15 protein-coding genes are annotated in these 16604 nt (G+C 47.6%); 6 read left to right on the top strand and 9 right to left on the bottom strand.

Annotated features, from left to right (window positions below; all coding sequences use genetic code 11):
- Positions 1 to 2: 2 nt before the first annotated feature.
- Both ileS and VC182_RS08115 read right to left on the bottom strand, forming a co-directional pair.
- Positions 3 to 2882: an isoleucine--tRNA ligase gene (gene ileS / locus VC182_RS08110; RefSeq protein WP_416350579.1), complete on the bottom strand. Its 2880-nt coding sequence runs from the start codon at positions 2880 to 2882 to the stop codon at positions 3 to 5.
- A complete protein-coding gene (locus VC182_RS08115; protein WP_072582841.1) occupies positions 2857 to 3807 on the bottom strand; it encodes a bifunctional riboflavin kinase/FAD synthetase in 951 nt (316 codons plus the stop codon). The genes ileS and VC182_RS08115 overlap by 26 nt, the downstream gene beginning before the upstream one ends.
- A gap of 39 nt (positions 3808 to 3846) precedes the next feature.
- Between VC182_RS08115 and purN the strand changes: the two genes are divergently transcribed.
- The 3 genes from purN to VC182_RS08130 are packed head-to-tail and all read left to right on the top strand — an operon-like array spanning position 3847 to position 7254.
- Positions 3847 to 4476, top strand: a complete 630-nt coding sequence (gene purN, locus VC182_RS08120; RefSeq protein ID WP_072582842.1) for a phosphoribosylglycinamide formyltransferase — start codon at positions 3847 to 3849, stop codon at positions 4474 to 4476.
- A complete protein-coding gene (locus VC182_RS08125) occupies positions 4473 to 6032 on the top strand; it encodes an RsmB/NOP family class I SAM-dependent RNA methyltransferase (RefSeq protein ID WP_072582843.1) in 1560 nt (519 codons plus the stop codon). Before purN ends, VC182_RS08125 begins: the two co-directional genes overlap by 4 nt.
- A gap of 28 nt (positions 6033 to 6060) precedes the next feature.
- Positions 6061 to 7254, top strand: coding sequence for an acyl-CoA desaturase (locus VC182_RS08130; protein ID WP_323485014.1), 1194 nt, complete (start codon positions 6061 to 6063; stop codon positions 7252 to 7254).
- Between the two features lie 90 nt (positions 7255 to 7344).
- On the opposite strand, the gene rpmG is transcribed toward VC182_RS08130, so the two are convergent.
- The 3 genes from rpmG to radC all read right to left on the bottom strand — a co-directional run bounded on the left by rpmG (position 7345) and on the right by radC (position 8597).
- On the bottom strand, positions 7345 to 7512 hold the full coding sequence (rpmG, locus tag VC182_RS08135) for a 50S ribosomal protein L33 (protein ID WP_015421876.1): 168 nt from the start codon (positions 7510 to 7512) through the stop codon (positions 7345 to 7347).
- An 11-nt stretch (positions 7513 to 7523) separates the two neighbouring features.
- Positions 7524 to 7757, bottom strand: coding sequence for a 50S ribosomal protein L28 (rpmB, locus tag VC182_RS08140; RefSeq protein ID WP_011903570.1), 234 nt, complete (start codon positions 7755 to 7757; stop codon positions 7524 to 7526).
- A gap of 144 nt (positions 7758 to 7901) precedes the next feature.
- Positions 7902 to 8597, bottom strand: a complete 696-nt coding sequence (gene radC / locus VC182_RS08145) for a RadC family protein (RefSeq protein ID WP_237767735.1) — start codon at positions 8595 to 8597, stop codon at positions 7902 to 7904.
- 30 nt (positions 8598 to 8627) lie between these two features.
- On the opposite strand from radC, the gene VC182_RS08150 reads away from it, so the two are divergent.
- Positions 8628 to 9074 carry an FKBP-type peptidyl-prolyl cis-trans isomerase gene (locus tag VC182_RS08150; protein ID WP_323485015.1) on the top strand — a complete coding sequence of 149 codons (447 nt, stop codon included), beginning with the start codon at positions 8628 to 8630 and terminating at the stop codon, positions 9072 to 9074.
- A 3-nt stretch (positions 9075 to 9077) separates the two neighbouring features.
- Positions 9078 to 10019 (top strand): 4-hydroxy-3-methylbut-2-enyl diphosphate reductase, encoded by a 942-nt coding sequence (gene ispH, locus VC182_RS08155; RefSeq protein WP_323485016.1) that lies wholly within the window; start codon positions 9078 to 9080, stop codon positions 10017 to 10019.
- 3 nt (positions 10020 to 10022) lie between these two features.
- On the opposite strand, the gene VC182_RS08160 is transcribed toward ispH, so the two are convergent.
- Together VC182_RS08160 and VC182_RS08165 are read right to left on the bottom strand one after the other, a co-directional pair.
- Positions 10023 to 11216: an acetylornithine transaminase gene (locus VC182_RS08160; protein WP_323485017.1), complete on the bottom strand. Its 1194-nt coding sequence runs from the start codon at positions 11214 to 11216 to the stop codon at positions 10023 to 10025.
- 77 nt (positions 11217 to 11293) lie between these two features.
- The gene (locus VC182_RS08165; protein ID WP_216242593.1) at positions 11294 to 12334 is read right to left on the bottom strand and encodes a CDP-6-deoxy-delta-3,4-glucoseen reductase; all 1041 of its coding nucleotides are present in this window, start codon (positions 12332 to 12334) and stop codon (positions 11294 to 11296) included.
- 27 nt (positions 12335 to 12361) lie between these two features.
- Between VC182_RS08165 and VC182_RS08170 the strand changes: the two genes are divergently transcribed.
- A complete protein-coding gene (locus tag VC182_RS08170; protein ID WP_237767736.1) occupies positions 12362 to 13258 on the top strand; it encodes an SDR family oxidoreductase in 897 nt (298 codons plus the stop codon).
- Here the strand turns inward: VC182_RS08170 and VC182_RS08175 are convergent.
- Together VC182_RS08175 and VC182_RS08180 are read right to left on the bottom strand one after the other, a co-directional pair.
- Complete coding sequence (locus tag VC182_RS08175) at positions 13239 to 15011, bottom strand: glutamine--tRNA ligase/YqeY domain fusion protein (RefSeq protein ID WP_216120419.1); 1773 nt, start codon at positions 15009 to 15011, stop codon at positions 13239 to 13241. The two genes, VC182_RS08170 and VC182_RS08175, sit on opposite strands and share 20 nt — an antisense overlap.
- Before the next feature lie 83 nt (positions 15012 to 15094).
- A complete protein-coding gene (locus VC182_RS08180; protein WP_072582848.1) occupies positions 15095 to 16597 on the bottom strand; it encodes a tripartite tricarboxylate transporter permease in 1503 nt (500 codons plus the stop codon).
- Positions 16598 to 16604: the final 7 nt, after the last annotated feature.

The following is a 16604-nucleotide window of genomic DNA, read 5'->3' on the forward strand; positions in this document are numbered from 1 at the left end:
ACTCAAGCGAAGAGGCGGTGATCACCATCACCAAACAAGTTGCTAATACAGCGACCACATAATTCTGGATGGTCGGCATTGCTTCCTACATCTTTGGTGTGATGCCAGCAGCGCCCACATTTTTTATATTGGCTACCGCGTACCAAAACTTCTAACCCCTCATTACTGAGTTCAATATTGGCGCTAGAGGTGATGGTTACAAAGCGTAAATCATCTTCTAATGAGTGGAGGATGGCGAAATCAACATCACCGACTTTGATCGTGAGTTCAGCTTGCAGCGATGAGCCTACATTACCTGCTTCGCGCTCAATCTCAATTGCTTTAGTTACTTCAGAACGAATTTCACGAATACGATTCCATTTAGCCAGCAATTCCTCAGCATGAGCAATCTCAGGGAACTTGCCAAACTCTTCCATAAAGATCGATTCTGCAGGCTTGCTGCCTGAGCCATGGGGGAAGTCTTTCCAGGCCTCCTCTGCGGTGAAGGAGAGGAATGGCGATAGCCACTTTAAGAGGTTTCGGGTGATATGGAATAGGGCGTTCTGAGCAGCGCGACGGTCAGGAGAGTCGGGTGCGCTCGTGTAGAGGCGATCCTTCAGAATATCCAAATAGAAGCCGCCCAAGTCCTCGGAGCAGAAAGACAGCATGCGAGCTACTGCTGGTTGGAATTCATATGCTTTGTAATGCGCCTCCGTATCACTCTGCAATTGATTAGCAAGAGCAACTGCGTAGCGATCAATCTCAAGCCACTGCTCAGCAGGCATCGTGTGCTTGCTAGGATCAAAATCTGATAGGTTGGCTAGCAAGAAACGCAAAGTATTACGAATACGACGATAGCTCTCAGTAACGCGTTTGAGAATCTCGTCTGAGATCGTCATTTCACCTGAGTAGTCGGTAGAGGCAACCCAGAGGCGAATGATCTCAGCACCGAGTTTGTCGGCAACTTGTTGAGGCGCAATCACATTGCCCACAGATTTACTCATCTTGCGGCCTTGACCATCGACGGTAAAGCCATGCGTAAGGAGTGCCTTATATGGTGGCTTGCCATCGAGCATGGCGCCAGTCAGCAATGAGGAGTGGAACCAACCACGATGTTGGTCTGAACCCTCGAGATATAAATCAGCCAAGCGACCGTTTGGTGTTTCTGCGTCAGCAGTTAATAACTCATCACGGTGCGATCCACGAATGACATGCCAATGGGTTGTTCCAGAATCAAACCAGACATCTAAGGTGTCACGGTTCTTTTCATACTGGGCAGCTTCTTCGCCCAGAAGCTCGGCAACTTCCAATTTTTGCCAGGCTTCAATACCTTCTTTTTCTACACGCTTAGCGATTTCTTCGAGTAGTTCAACAGTACGTGGATGTGGTTCACCACTTTCCTTATGTACAAAGAACGCCATTGGCACGCCCCATTGGCGCTGACGTGACAAAGTCCAGTCCGGACGATTGGCAATCATGCTGTTAAGACGTTGTTTACCCCATGCCGGGAAGAACTCAGTGCTATCGATGCCCGCTAATGCAGTCTCACGCAAACTTGCTTTGCCATCGGACGGTTTCTTGTCCATGCTGGCAAACCATTGTGAGGTTGCGCGATAAATAATAGGCGACTTGTGACGCCAGCAATGCATGTATGAGTGGGTATACGTTTTATCACGCAGGAGACTGCCTGCTTCGCGCATAGCTTCAACAATTTTGGGATTGGCTTTCCAGATATATTCATTGGCGAAGAGTGGCAACCAAGATGCGTAAACGCCATTACCCATGACTGGATTCAGAATATCTTTATCAGCAAGCTTATTGGCTTTACAAGACTTAAAGTCCTCCTCGCCATAAGCGGGCGCAGAGTGAACAATGCCAGTACCGGTATCTAAGGTAACGTACTCTGCCGGATAAATAGGTGAGAGACGCTTATAGCCCTCATGCAATGGCGCTAGCGGATGCCAGAAAGAAATGTTTGCCAATTGAGCACCCTGGCAAGTGGCAATCACTTCGCCCTCTAGACCATAGTCTTGCAAACAAATCTCAACTCGGTCCTTTGCCAGAATTAATAACTTATTGCCAACATCTACTAAGGCGTAAGTAAGTTCTGGGTGGACATTCATTGCTTGGTTGGCAGGAATGGTCCAAGGAGTTGTTGTCCAGATGACAATTTGACCTGGTTTATTTGGTAGCTCAGCAAGTCCAAATGCTTTTGCCAGCTGTGGGCGCTGTACATCATCAAAGGCAAAGCCAACATCCACCGTTGGGTCAGTTTTATCTTGGTATTCCACTTCCGCTTCAGCTAGCGCGGAGCCACAATCAAAGCACCAGTTCACCGGTTTCAATCCGCGGAAGACATATCCTTTTTCCCAGATTTTCCCAAGGGCACGAATTTCATCAGCCTCATTGCGGAAGTTCATAGTGAGGTAGGGGTTATTCCAATCACCTAATACACCTAAGCGTTCAAAATCTTTCTTCTGTTTTTCCACTTGAACATGAGCATAGGCACGTGCTTTGGATTGCACTTCGGCAGTTGGTAAATTCTTGCCAAACTCTTTTTCAATCTGAATTTCAATCGGCATACCATGGCAATCCCAGCCGGGTACATAAACAGAGTCAAAGCCCATGAGCCAGCGTGATTTGACGATCATGTCTTTCAAAATCTTGTTTACTGCGTGTCCAATATGAATATCGCCATTTGCATATGGAGGGCCATCATGCAGAATGAATTTTGGTTGATTGGCATGGGCCGCACGAATCTTTTCGTAGAGCTTGTTTTTTTGCCAGCCAGCTACCCATTGTGGTTCGCGCTTAGCTAGATCTCCTCGCATTGGGAAAGAAGTATCTAGTAGATTGACGGGATAAGAGTTTTCTTTTTCAGACATAAGCTTTTTTCTGGAAATAATTTCTGGCATGTGTTGCATCTGCTGCAATCGCTTGTGTAAGGGTTTCGAGGTCCGGATACTTCGCCTCATCACGGATTTTTTCTAATAGTTCTACGGTAATAATTTTTCCGTAAACATCCGCGTTGTAATCAAAAATGTGAGTTTCTAGCAATACTCTGCCTTCATCTTCCACTGTTGGTCTAACACCCAAGCTCGCCACAGCAGGCAGTGGCTTATCGCTTAAGCCTAACACTTGTGCAGTGAAGATTCCGGTCGTTGCCGGTTTGCGATGGTGGAGATGATTGGCAACCGCTAAATTCAAAGTGGGGAACCCAAGTTGACGTCCTAGCTTCTGACCATGAAGCACGTGCCCAGATATTCCGTAAGGACGCCCTAATAATTTTTCTGCTAACTGCATGTCACCAGAAGCTAGCGCAGTACGAAGTGCAGAACTAGAAATACGCTCACCATTTTCTTGAATGGTTTGGATGCTAGAGACTTTAAAGCCATATTTTTCACCAGCAGCTTTTAGGCTGGCAAAGTTGCCTGCACGTTTTGCACCATAGCAAAAATCATCACCAATCAAAATCCATTTAGCGTTCAGTCGTTTCACAATAATTTCTGAAACAAATTCTTCGGGCGACAGTTTGGCAAAAGCAGAGTTGAAGTGCTCTACAACAACACGATCTATTCCAAGCTCGGCAAGTGCGGCTAATTTGTCGCGCAAATTCAGAATGCGGGGCGGGGCTTGTTCTGGTGAAAAGAATTCTTTTGGATGAGGCTCAAAGGTCATTACACAACTAACCAGGCCTTGATCCTTGGCACCATCAACCAACTCCTTGAGTAGGGCGCGATGACCCCTGTGCACGCCATCGAAATTACCGATGGTTAGGGCACAGGCTGGTCCTGCAGAAAACTGGGTGGGGCCACGGAATACGTTCACAAAATCGCTTTCAGGGTAGCCATCAATTATATTGTGGGCATGCCTTCTATCGTTACCTTAATCTCCGGCCGCGGATCTAATTTCGAGGCTATCGTCAAAATGGCTCAAAAAGAGCAATGGCCAGTCACTTTTGCTGGGGTTATAGCGAATCACTCGGCGGCTAAGGGCCTTGATTTTGCTCGCTCGCAGGGTATTCCGGCCTTTACCATTGAGCATAAAGAGCACGCGACCCGAGAATCCTTTGATGCTGCCTTAATTGCGCAGATTGATGCCTTAGGGGCTGATTTGGTGGTTCTTGCAGGCTTTATGAGAATTTTGACTCCAGGCTTTATTCGCCATTTTGAGGGTCGCTTGATCAATATCCATCCAGCCTTGTTGCCCGCCTTCCCCGGTTTACATACCCACGAGCGGGCTCTGGAGGCTGGAGTGAAAGAGCATGGTGCCACCGTGCACTTCGTGAATGAGGGTGTGGATGAGGGTCCAATTATTTGTCAGGCCTCCGTTCCAGTGCTGGAAAGTGATGATGCGGACACCTTGGCCGCCCGTGTTTTGGCTGCCGAGCATCAAATTTATCCGCGGGCCGTAAAATGGTTCCTCGATGGACGATTGCGAATAGAAGGTAATCAAGTGAAGTTACAACCCCCGGAGTCGCAATTTTTTAAATTATGAGTGCAGAACGTCCACCCCGCAGATCTGGCAGCAGACTAGCCCCACACAAAAGTTACGCGACTAAATCGAAAGATCCATTGCGTCGTCCTGAGCGTCGCAATGCCAGTGGTAATTTAATTGCGCCAGAAGGCCAAAAGAATTTTTCCAATGCGAAAGCATTGCCGCAGCATGCAATTCATCTTGAGCGTTTACTTCCCGAGTTGCTGAGTTTTGAACAGCCAGCTGACCGAGTAGTCAGTCGTTATTTCAGAGAAGAAAAACAACTCGGAAATCGCGATCGTGCTTTGATTGCTGAGAGTGCGTTCGCCATATTGCGTCGTAAAAATGAGTTCTCTCAATTTGCTTCGAGCGGCGAAGGCTCTCAGCCTAGACGCTTAGCCCTATTGGGTTTGCTGTCTGCGCTGTCTGAAGGCGGCTTGGGGTCTGCTAATCGTGCAGAGAGCGCTATCGCCGACTTGGCACATGTTCTTAAGCCTGGTGAATATGAGTGGCTGCAACGTTTTGCAACGGTTGATCCTGCGGCATTAAATCCTCTTGTGCGCAACAATTTGCCAGAGTGGTTATGGGATGCATTTGGAAAATATCCTGGTGAAGAAGCTCGTGAAGAGTTGGCTAAGTCATTAATGCATCCAGCACTGTTAGATTTACGTGCGAACACCATGAAAACCAATCGCGAAGAACTGCTTGTGCAGATGAATGCATTGGGCGGTCGCTATCAAGCAATACCAACTCCTTACGCGCCTGATGGCGTGCGCATTATGGGCAAACCTGCTCTGCAAAATACTGCTGGTTTTAAAGCCGGCATGTTTGAAGTGCAGGATGAGGGTAGTCAGCTTTTGGCTTACTTACTCGCACCTAAACGTGGTGAGATGGTTGTTGACTTTTGCGCTGGAGCTGGCGGCAAGACTTTGGCCATTGGGGCGATCATGCGCTCTACAGGGCGTTTGTATGCTTTAGATACATCAGAGCGTCGTTTAGCGAATTTGAAGCCAAGGCAGGCCCGTAGCGGTCTTTCTAATGTGCATCCAGTGTGGATTGATAGTGAGAATGACGCCAAGATCAAACGCTTGGCCGGCAAGATTGATCGTGTCCTAGTGGATGCCCCTTGTAGTGGCATGGGTACCCTGCGCCGCAATCCTGACCTGAAATGGCGCCAGACCCCTGCTGGAGTCTTGGAGCTCAATCAGAAGCAGATGAATATCTTGGCCTCAGCTGCGCGCTTGCTAAAACCAGGCGGACGCTTGGTTTATGCCACCTGCAGCCTGTTACCCCAAGAGAATCAAGCTATTGCCGAAGATTTTCTGGCAAAACATCCTCAATTTGAGGCTGTTCCGGCAGCTGAAGTTCTTAAGCCGTTGTTTCCGAAGGATAAATTACCGATAGGTTGTAGTTCGGATAATCCTTGGTGGCAGTTATGGCCCCATATTCATGGAACGGATGGCTTCTTTGGCGCTGTATTCCAGAAGAAAGCTGCAACCCCAGTTGCGGAGTCAGAAAAAGATGCCCAAAAAGAGACTAAGGTCAAAAACAAGAAGACTCCTAAAGAACTAAAATAGAGTTTTAGACCTCTTTAGGGATTCCCTTTTGAATACAGCTTCAGGTTTTGATTTGTTCCTCCATTGGCTTGCTAATGGATATTTGGATTGGTCATGGTGGAAGATAGTTGTTTTCACCTTAATCGTTACGCACATCACGATTGCTGCGGTGACCATTTTCTTACACCGCTGCCAAGCGCACCGGGCATTGGATCTGCATCCGATCGTTTCTCACTTCTTCCGTTTTTGGCTTTGGCTAACAACCGGCATGCTTACCAAAGAGTGGGCGGCGATTCATCGCAAGCATCACGCTAAATGTGAAACTGTTGATGATCCTCATAGCCCACAGGTTTTGGGTATTAATACAGTGCTCTCTCGTGGCGCAGAACTCTATAAACAAGAAGCAGCCAATCAAGAGACCTTGGATAAGTTTGGTCACGGCACTCCAGATGATTGGATCGAGCACAACATCTACTCCAAGTTTTCTTGGCAGGGCGTTGCCATCATGCTCATCATCGATGTATTTTTGTTTGGCGCGATTGGCTTAACAGTTTGGGCAGTACAAATGCTCTGGATTCCGATTACTGCAGCTGGCATCATTAACGGTATCGGTCACTATTGGGGCTACCGTAATTTTGATAACGAAGATGCCTCCCGAAATATTGTGCCTTGGGGTATTTTGATTGGTGGCGAAGAGCTACACAATAATCATCACACCTTTGCAACGAGCGCGAAGCTGTCGAACAAGTGGTATGAGTTTGATATTGGTTGGATGTATATTCAGATCATGAGTTCAGTTGGCTTGGCTACTGTGAAGAAGACGCCGCCTAAGCCGGTACTAAGCGATTTGCGTCCTGCTGACCAGAGCACTTTAGAAGCCATCATTGCAAACCGCTATGAAATTATGGCGCGCTACAGCAAGACATTGCGCAACTTCTTTAGTAATGAAGTGCAGCATATGCAGGTCTTAGCTACGCATTTAACTGATGCGCGTACTTGGCTGGCCAAAGATGAAACTCGTTTAACTGAGCAAGAGAAGGTAAAGCTTGAGGAGCTCATGGCGAGTAATGCTCAGCTACGCAAGATGATTGAGATGCGTCGTGATCTACAGGCTATCTGGGGTCGCTCTAATGCCACTAAAGAGCAGTTACTCTCTCAGTTGCACGTCTGGTGTCAGCGCGCTGAAGAAAGTGGCTTAACAAGCCTACGTGAGTTCTCATTGAGATTGCGTCGTTACGCTTAAAGAAAAATTTCAAACCAAGCGCTTAGAAGAATTTCTAGACAATAAAAAACCCGCTGATGTAGCGGGTTTTTTATTTGCTGAAAGAAGTAATTACTTCAGCTTTGTTTCTTTGTAAGCAACGTGCTTGCGAATGGTTGGATCAAACTTCATGATCTCCATTTTCTCAGGCTTTGTACGCTTGTTTTTTGAAGTTGTGTAGAAGTGACCAGTACCTGCTGATGACTCTAACTTGATTTTTTCTCTGCCGCCTTTAGCCATTTGTGCGCTCCTTAAATTTCGCCACGTGCACGAAGATCAGACAACACAGCATCGATGCCGTTCTTGTCGATAACGCGCAAACCAGCATTGGTTAAGCGCAAGCTAATCCAACGGTTTTCAGATTCAACCCAGAAACGACGATTTTGCAAATTCGGCAAAAAGCGACGCTTCGTTTTATTGTTTGCATGGGATACATTGTTGCCAACCATCGGCTTCTTCCCAGTGACTTGGCAAACTTTTGCCATGACATAACTCCATTAATTGCGAAAAAAGAAGATTGTATCAGTCTCAGCCTATTTTCGGCTAGCCCTAAATGGCTTTGTTTGGGGGGAATTGAGCACAAAGGGGGTATCTAGGCAGAAAATTGCCTATCAAGTTAGCATTTACTATCATTCAAGTCCAATATCCATAAGCCCAGAGTCAGAAAAAGAGAAAAAACCGCTGCCACTCACAATACAGTGATCCAGGAGCTGAATATCTACCAGTTGCAAGGCATTTGCTAGTACTTTGGTGAGTTTTTGATCTGCTTCGCTCGGTAATGGATTGCCGCTGGGATGGTTATGGGCAACGATGAGGGCGCTAGCATTTTTAGCAAGGGCTTCTTTTAGGATTTCACGGGGGTAGATGGCTGTTTGGGCAATAGACCCCCTAAAAAGCTCATCACACTCAATCAAGTGAAGTCGGGAGTCTAAGTAGAGGCATAGAAAGACCTCATGGGGGAGGCGGCCAATTTTGGCCTGCAAGAACTCTCTGACGTGGTTAGGCGATGAAAAGATGGGGTCATGGGTCAAGCCATCCTCTAGGCTTCTCTTAACTAGCTCATATGCCGCCTGAATTTGAGACCATTTAGAAAGCCCCATGCCATGGAGGCGCGTGAATTCTTCAGGGGTGCTGGCCAATAGTTTCGGGAGGCTACCAAAGTGATGCAGGAGATCCTTGGCTAGGGCAACAGCACTTTTGCCCCTAACCCCAACCCGCAAAAAGATGGCCAGTAGCTCCGCATCAGAAAGAGCCGCCGCGCCATTTAGGCGGAGTTTTTCTCGAGGCTGCTGATTTTTTGGCCAGTCTGTAATGGGAGAGTGCACAGCCAGCGTGGGCCTAGATACAATCACCTTATGACCAAGCTTACTGTTTTGCCTAATTCCTACCTGACTCTCAACTATCGGCTCACTTTGCCCAGCGGGGAGGATTACATCAACACTTTTGTCGATCGTCCTGCGACGGTTTTGATGGGGTCTGGACAATTTGCTCCTTGCTTTGAGAATGTGTTGCTAGGTTTAGGTGTTGGCGAGAAAAAAAGTGCGCTGCTTGCGTCAGAAGAAAGTTTTGGTGAGCGCAAAGAAGATTTGGTGCAATGGGTATCTTTGAAGGCGCTTAAAGAAGGTCGCGATGATGATGTGGAATTTAATCCTGGGGATGTGATTGAGTTCAATGCGCCTGGTGGCGCTCAATATGCAGGCGTGCTGCAATCGATTAATGAAGAGGGTGCCTGGTTTGACTTTAACCATCCATTGGCTGGCAGACCGGTTACCTTTGAAGCAGAGATTGTGGCGATTTTGTAAATCATGAGCGACTCTAATCAACCAGAAATTTTGATGGCTCAGCCGCGTGGTTTTTGCGCAGGCGTAGATCGTGCCATCAACATCGTTAATGAGGCGCTCAATCGTTTTGGCGCACCAATATATGTGCGCCATGAAATTGTTCACAACGCCTATGTAGTCAATGAGTTGCGCGATAAGGGCGCGGTATTTGTAGATGAATTGCATGAGGTTCCCAAAGGCGGCATTGTTGTATTTAGTGCTCATGGGGTTTCTCAGGAAGTTCGCAAGGATGCCGAGGCGCGGGGTTTGCAGGTATATGACGCTACATGTCCCTTGGTAACTAAAGTTCATCTTGAAGTTGTCAAGATGTGTAAAGACGGCTTCACGGTATTGATGATTGGTCACGCTGGACATCCTGAAGTTGAAGGAACGATGGGGCAGGTGAAAGAGGGCGTCTTCTTAATCGAGAGAGTTGGCGATGTGGGATCTTTGCCTTTCCCGGCCGACGAAAAGATTGCATTTGTTACCCAGACAACACTCTCGGTAGATGAGACAAAAGAAATTGTCGATGCGCTAACGATGAAGTTTCCCAATATTGTTCAGCCCCGCAAGCAAGATATTTGTTATGCCACTCAGAATCGTCAAGATGCTGTGAAATTTATGGCGCCTCAGGTTGAGGTCGTTATTGTGGTGGGAAGTGCGACAAGCTCGAACTCTAATCGCTTGCGTGAGCTTTCTGAAAAGCTAGGCGTTCCTTCTTACATGGTGGATGCACCAGAGCAGCTCAAGCCGGAATGGTTTGCTGGTAAAAAACGGGTTGGTTTAACTGCGGGCGCATCAGCGCCAGAGAGTTTGGCGCAATCGATTGTGAGTCGCATTCAGGAGTTCGGCCCCAGACAGGTTCGGGCACTTAATGGGGTAGTAGAGGAAGTGACTTTCTCTCTACCCAAAAATCTAATTGGGTAGAGCTTAGTCGACTTGCTTTAACAGCTCACGCAGCATATTACACATCTGACGAATTTCATCATCAGATACATTTAAAGCAGGCATAAAGCGCAACAAGTTTGGTCTTGGTGAATTAATCAACAATCCTTCGGAGCTGCGATCTCTGGCAAGATCAACCAGTTTTGGGCCAATATCTTTTCCAAGCATCAATGCGCGCAGTAATCCTTCGCCACGCTCACCTTCAAGGTTAAATTCTGCGCAAAGCTTGAGTAATTCAGACTTAAGTAATTCACCTTTAGCTTTGACGCTATCTAAAAAACCTGGGGCTAACAGTTGCTCAATGACGCTAATACCAACAGCAGTCATGAGGGGGTTGCCGTTATAGGTTCCACCTTGATCGCCAGGTACAAAGCAAGCTACCGCATCTGTTGCCAATAGGGCTGCTAGAGGAACGCCTCCACCAATACCTTTGCCCAAAGTCATGATGTCTGGCTCGATGCCGTAGTTTTGGTAAGCAAAGAGCGCGCCGGTACGGCCGCAACCAGCCTGTACTTCATCGGCAATTAACAGAATATTATTTTCTTTAGTGAACTTACGTAGTTCACGCATAAATTCTTGAGTCGTTGGAATCACGCCACCCTCGCCTTGCACGGGTTCAAGCATGACTGCAACGGTTTTGTCGGTCACAAGTTTCTTAACTGACTCTAAATCATTTAAATCCGCTTTAGGAAAGCCTGCTACTTGCGGAGCAAACATCGTGTCCCAGTTTGGCTTTCCAGAGGCGCTCATTGTGGCTAGTGTGCGGCCATGAAAGCTGTGATCAAACGTGATGATCTCAAATGCGCCAGATTTATTGAGTTGGCCCCATTTGCGCGCTAATTTAATGGCGCCTTCATTCGCTTCAGCTCCGCTATTGGCAAAGAAGACTTTGTCAAAGCAACTGTTCTCAGTCAGTAGATTGGATAAGGCAATCATCGGTTCGTTAAAGAATGCCGGACTAGGATTAATGAGCGTCTTCGCTTGTTTATTGAGCGCCTCAATCATTCCTGGGTTGCAGTGACCTAAGCAATTAACGGCCCAGCCTTGCAAGAAATCCAAATAGCGTTTCCCATTGTTATCAGTGAGCCATGAACCCTTACCTTCGACCATGATCACATCAGGGCGCGGTGTAATAAACATGACTGAGTGGGTATCGATCGTCTGGGTTGGCTTATTCATGCTGATTTAAGGGGTGAGGGTGACAGGGTGAAATGAAGTTTCTATTATCTAACCGAATGGGTTTTATGGCGCAGGACTTATGCGGTGGCTACATCAGCCGCGCTGGTGAAGGAGTCAGCAAAGAACTCCTCCTCTGGTAATTGACACTTGGATGAGAAGTCATTTCTGGCGGCATTGACCATGACTGGGGCGCCACAGGCATAGACCTGGAAGCCCTTCATATCAGGATGGTCAGTCATCACAGCTTGATGCACAAAGCCAGTGCGACCTTGCCAGCCATCCTCTGCAAAGGCATCTGAAATCACTGGGATGTATTTAAAGTCAGCAATTTCTTTTTCCCAGGCTTTGCACAAATCATCTAAATACAGATCACTAGGGCGACGGCCACCCCAATACAAATGAATGGGTCGATGAATCTTTTTCGCCCGCATTTGTTCGATGATGGATTTGATTGGGGCAAAGCCCGTGCCAGCTGCAACAAAAATAATTGGTTTCTTAGAATCTTCTCTTAAGAAAAAGCTCCCCAAGGGACCTTCAAAACGAAGAATATCTTTTTCTTTTAATGCGGGCGTGATGGCACCAAACACAAAGTCAGTAAAGAGGCCGCCTGGCAAATGACGAATATGCAACTCAAGCGGACCTTCTTGCTCAGGCGCGATGGCGATTGAGTAAGCGCGGCGTTGGCCATCCTTAAGGAGAAACTCCAAATACTGCCCAGCTAAGAACTGAAAGCGTTCTGCAGCGGGTAATTGAAGCTTGAGAATGGCGACATCACCACTAGGTTTGGTAATCGCGTTGACTCGGCAAGGCACCTTACGAATCGCAATATCGCCCGCTCCTTGGACTTCACGAGCTTCAATCAGCAGGTCTGATTGGGGATGGGAGCAGCAAAACAGAATGCCACCCGCAGTCTCATCGGCCTTGCTCAGAGCGCTTTCACTATGCTGGCCATGAGTGACTTGACCTTCTAAAACTTTACCTTTGCAAGAGCCACAGGCACCATTTTTGCAGCCATAGGGCAGGTTGATACCTTGACGAAGAGCGGCCTCCAGAAGATTTTCATCTGAATTGACAGTAAATTGTTTGCCGCTCGTTTTGAGCGTGACCTGATAAGACACTCTCATTCCTTTCAATAAATCGTTACGATGTCACTTATGCAATCTTTTGGTAAGCCTTCAATCCTGATCATTGGCTGCGGAGACATCGGTCTTCGGGTAGCCAAACAACTTTCGCGAAGCCACCGTGTCTTTGCGCTCACTTCTCAACAAAATCGCTTTCAGGAGTTGAGGGCGGTTGGCGCGATTCCTATTTTGGGTAATCTGGATCATCCAGAGTCTTTATGGCGCCTTAGCGGTTTAGCTCAAACCGTCATTCATCTAGCGCCACCGCAAAATGGTGGAAATCGTGATTGCCGAACCCGCAACCTTCTCCGAATTTTAGCCCAAGGCTCCAATGCCGTCAGGCGCCTGATTTATATCAGCACCACGGGTGTTTACGGTGATCATAGGGGTGGAAAGGTGAGTGAGGCTACCCCAGTAAACCCCCAAAGTGAGCGTGCGCAAAGAAGGGTGGATGCCGAGAGAATTCTCCGTTTATGGGCGCCCGCCCATGGAGTGACTTTGACTATTTTGCGCGTCCCGGGAATTTATGCGGCAGACCGCTTGCCGATTGAGAGGCTTCAGGCGCAAACACCCGCATTGCTGCCAGAGGAAGATGCTTATTCCAATCATATTCACAGCGATGATTTGGCAAGGTTAGTGTGTGCAGCGGTTTATCACGGCAAACCCCAGCGCATCATTAATGCCTGTGATGGTGGCGAGACCAAAATGGGTGATTACTTTGATGAAGTGGCGGATGCTTTTGGTCTGGAAAGGCCAGCCAGATTGCCTGGCGGCGAGTTGCAAAAAATTGTTAGTCCGATGCTTTGGTCCTTTATGCGCGAGTCACGCAGGGTTACCAATCAGCGCCTACCGGAATTAAAAACACCGCTACGCTATCCCAGCGTAGGACATTTTCTAAAAACTATTTCCAGGAATCCTTGAGGCCAACAGTACGGTTGAATACTGGTTTGCCAGGTTTGGAGTCATTCTTGTCTGCAACAAAGTAGCCGTGACGCTCGAACTGGAATTGATCTTCTGCTTTGGCATCTTTCATGCAGGGTTCTAAGTAAGCGGCAATTGTTTGCTTTGAATTTGGATTGATCGATTCTAAGAAATTCTTGTCACCACTATCTGGGTGGGGGTCGCTAAACAGGTGATCGTATAGACGCACTTCTGCAGGAATCGCTTCAGCCGCGCTAATCCAGTGAATATTGCCCTTGACCTTGTAGTTATTAGAGCCAGCGGTGCCGCTCTTGCTATCGGGAAAGTGTGTCACGTTGACTTGGGTAACATTCCCTTGTGCGTCGGTTTCAAAACCAGTGCATTCCACTACAAAGCCATGGCGTAAGCGAACACGGCTACCAGGCTGATCTCCAATCGGTGGATAAAGTCTGAAGAATCCCTTGATGGGTTCCTTCATAAAGTCGTCTGCTTCAATCCACAGTTCGCGCGTGAAATGAAATTCACGATTGCCCCACTCGGGTTGATTCGGATGGCGTGGAGCAGAGCATGCTTCTTTTACTGAGGCATCAAAGTTTTCCACTACGAGCTTGAGTGGTTTGAGTACCGCAGTAGCGCGTGGAGCCCTGACTTCTAGATCATCGCGTAATGCTTGATCAAGGGTGCTCATATCAATCCAGCTATCAGCTTTAGAGACACCAATGCGCTCGCAAAATAAGCGAATACTTTCAGGAGTGTAACCACGGCGACGAATGCCTACGATGGTTGGCATTCGAGGATCATCCCAACCCTCAACATGCTTTTCTTCTACAAGCTGCAGTAACTTACGTTTGCTGGTGATGGTGTAAGTCAGGTTGAGGCGTGCGAACTCATATTGATGTGGCACCGGGTCCTTAAAGACACCCAATTCTTTTAATGAATTCACAATCCAATCGTACAAGGGGCGGTTGTTCTCGAACTCTAGTGTGCAGATGGAGTGGGAGACATTCTCTAATGCGTCAGAGATGCAATGTGTGAAGTCATATAAAGGGTAAATGCACCATTTGCTGCCAGTGCGGTGGTGATCGGTATGGCGGATGCGGTAAACCACGGGATCACGCATCACAATGTTGGGATGCGTCATGTCAATTTTCAGGCGCAATACATGCTCGCCATCCTTGAACTTCCCATCACGCATTTCGCGGAACAAGGAGAGATTCTCTTCTGGGCTGCGATCGCGGTAAGGACTATTTTTTCCAGCTTGGCCAAAGTTACCTCGATTGGCATGAATGTCATCAGCACTTTGGCTATCGACATACGCTTTGCCATTCTGAATCAAGATTTCAGCAAACTCATAGAGTTTGTCAAAGTAGTCGCTTGCGTGATAAAGATGGGTTCCCCAATCAAAACCTAGCCACTTCACTGCATCCAAAATGCTGTCGGCGTATTCCACATCCTCTTTAACTGGGTTGGTGTCATCTAGACGCATATTGCAGCGCGCACCCCCAGCTTGATTGTTGTAATCAGCAGCTAATCCAAAGTTCAGACAAATGCTTTTAGCGTGACCAATATGTAAGTAGCCATTAGGTTCTGGTGGAAAGCGGGTGATGATCGATGGGATAGATTCCCCAGCAAGATTGGTGCGCTGTGCAAAAGCCCCGCTTGCCAAATCATGATCGATGATCTGACGCAAGAAATTAGACGATTCGGCTACAGCGCCGGCATTTGCTTTGGAGGGTTTGCTATCTTGGGACATAGCCACATTGTAGAGAAAACCCCGGCCCATAAAGAAAAAGCCCGCAAACAGCTGCGGGCTCGTTTCCGGTAGGTCTAAGACAATCAGTCTTCGACAAACGCCTCTTCGCGAGTCTTCTTGACTGCCGGCAAGGTAACCATGACCACCAAGAGTGCTGATGCAATCAGTAATCCCAAGGAAAGTGGACGAGTCAAGAAGGTAGTGAAATCGCCACGGGATAACAATAATGCGCGGCGGAAGTTCTCTTCCATCATTGGTCCAAGTACGAAGCCCAAAAGCAATGGAGGCGGTTCGCAACCCAGTTTGAAAAAGAGGTAACCAATGATGCCGAAGGCAGCGGTCACGTATACGTCAAATACAGTGTTGTTTACGGTATAGACGCCGATACAGCAGAAAACCAGAATGGCTGGGTACATGAAGCGATAAGGAATCTTCAGTAACTTTACCCAGATACCAATCAAGGGCAAGTTCAAGAGAATCAACATCACGTTACCAATCCACATGGAAGCGATCAGACCCCAGAACAAAGCAGGGTTGCTTGTCATTACCTGAGGACCTGGTTGAATGTTATGAATCGTCATCGCGCCAACCATTAATGCCATTACCGCGTTTGGTGGGATACCTAAGGTAAGTAAAGGAATAAATGATGTTTGAGCAGCAGCATTATTTGCTGACTCTGGACCAGCTACACCCTCAATCGCACCTTTACCAAACTCATGGCTGTATTTGGAGGATTTCTTCTCGACAGAGTAGGCGCCGAAAGATGCCAAGGCTGCTCCTCCGCCTGGCAGGATGCCTAAAATTGAGCCAATAAAAGTACCACGCAAGATAGACGGAATCATGCGTTTGACGTCTTCCTTGGTAGGAATCATGGTGGTCATCTTATTGAGGAAGCCTTCGTCCTCATCGGTCTTCTCAAGGTTGCCCATGATTTCTGCGAAACCGAATACACCCATAGCAACAGCTACGAAACCAATACCGTCACTTAATTCAGGAATATCAAACGCATAACGCGATACACCCGAGTTAACGTCGGTGCCGATCAAGCCCATTAGAAGACCCAAGACGATCATGCCGATCGCTTTGATCAGAGAGCCGGATGCTAAGACCACTGCACCAATCAAACCCAAGACCATGAGAGAGAAATATTCAGCGGGCCCAAATTTAAATGCCAACTGTGAGAGGGGTGCAGCAAAAGCGGCCAACACTAAAGTTGCCACGCAACCCGCAAAGAATGAACCCATGCCGGCAGTGAACAATGCAACACCAGCTCGACCATTTCTGGCCATTTGGTAGCCATCGATCGCCGTAACCACCGAGGATGTTTCTCCTGGGATGTTCAACAGAATCGCTGTTGTAGAGCCACCGTACTGTGAGCCGTAGTAAATACCAGCCAACATAATCAATGCAGCGATTGGAGGCAAGGCATAAGTAGCTGGCAATAACATGGCAATCGTGGCGATTGGACCCAAGCCTGGCAACACGCCAATCAGGGTTCCCAATACACAGCCGATCAGACAGTAAAGAAGATTTTGTAATGTAAACGCGGTATCAAAACCGAGAGCTAAATTAGCAAATAAGTCCATTTTCAGT

The sequence above is a fragment of the Polynucleobacter sp. AP-Nickl1-40-C4 genome (assembly GCF_035012665.1).
Lineage (GTDB): Bacteria > Pseudomonadota > Gammaproteobacteria > Burkholderiales > Burkholderiaceae > Polynucleobacter.

Bases quoted from the DNA above. Each gene is read 5' to 3' on its own strand.
- VC182_RS08175 (WP_216120419.1), bottom strand. From the start codon at position 15,011: ATGTCCCAAGATAGCAAACCCTCCAAAGCAAATGCCGGCGCTGTAGCC.
- VC182_RS08170 (WP_237767736.1), top strand. From the start codon at position 12,362: ATGTCACTTATGCAATCTTTTGGTAAGCCTTCAATCCTGATCATTGGC.
- VC182_RS08180 (WP_072582848.1), bottom strand. From the start codon at position 16,597: ATGGACTTATTTGCTAATTTAGCTCTCGGTTTTGATACCGCGTTTACA.
- VC182_RS08150 (WP_323485015.1), top strand. From the start codon at position 8,628: ATGACCAAGCTTACTGTTTTGCCTAATTCCTACCTGACTCTCAACTAT.
- VC182_RS08160 (WP_323485017.1), bottom strand. From the start codon at position 11,216: ATGAATAAGCCAACCCAGACGATCGATACCCACTCAGTCATGTTTATT.
- rpmB (WP_011903570.1), bottom strand. From the start codon at position 7,757: ATGGCAAAAGTTTGCCAAGTCACTGGGAAGAAGCCGATGGTTGGCAAC.
- purN (WP_072582842.1), top strand. From the start codon at position 3,847: ATGCCTTCTATCGTTACCTTAATCTCCGGCCGCGGATCTAATTTCGAG.
- rpmG (WP_015421876.1), bottom strand. From the start codon at position 7,512: ATGGCTAAAGGCGGCAGAGAAAAAATCAAGTTAGAGTCATCAGCAGGT.
- VC182_RS08125 (WP_072582843.1), top strand. From the start codon at position 4,473: ATGAGTGCAGAACGTCCACCCCGCAGATCTGGCAGCAGACTAGCCCCA.
- ispH (WP_323485016.1), top strand. From the start codon at position 9,078: ATGAGCGACTCTAATCAACCAGAAATTTTGATGGCTCAGCCGCGTGGT.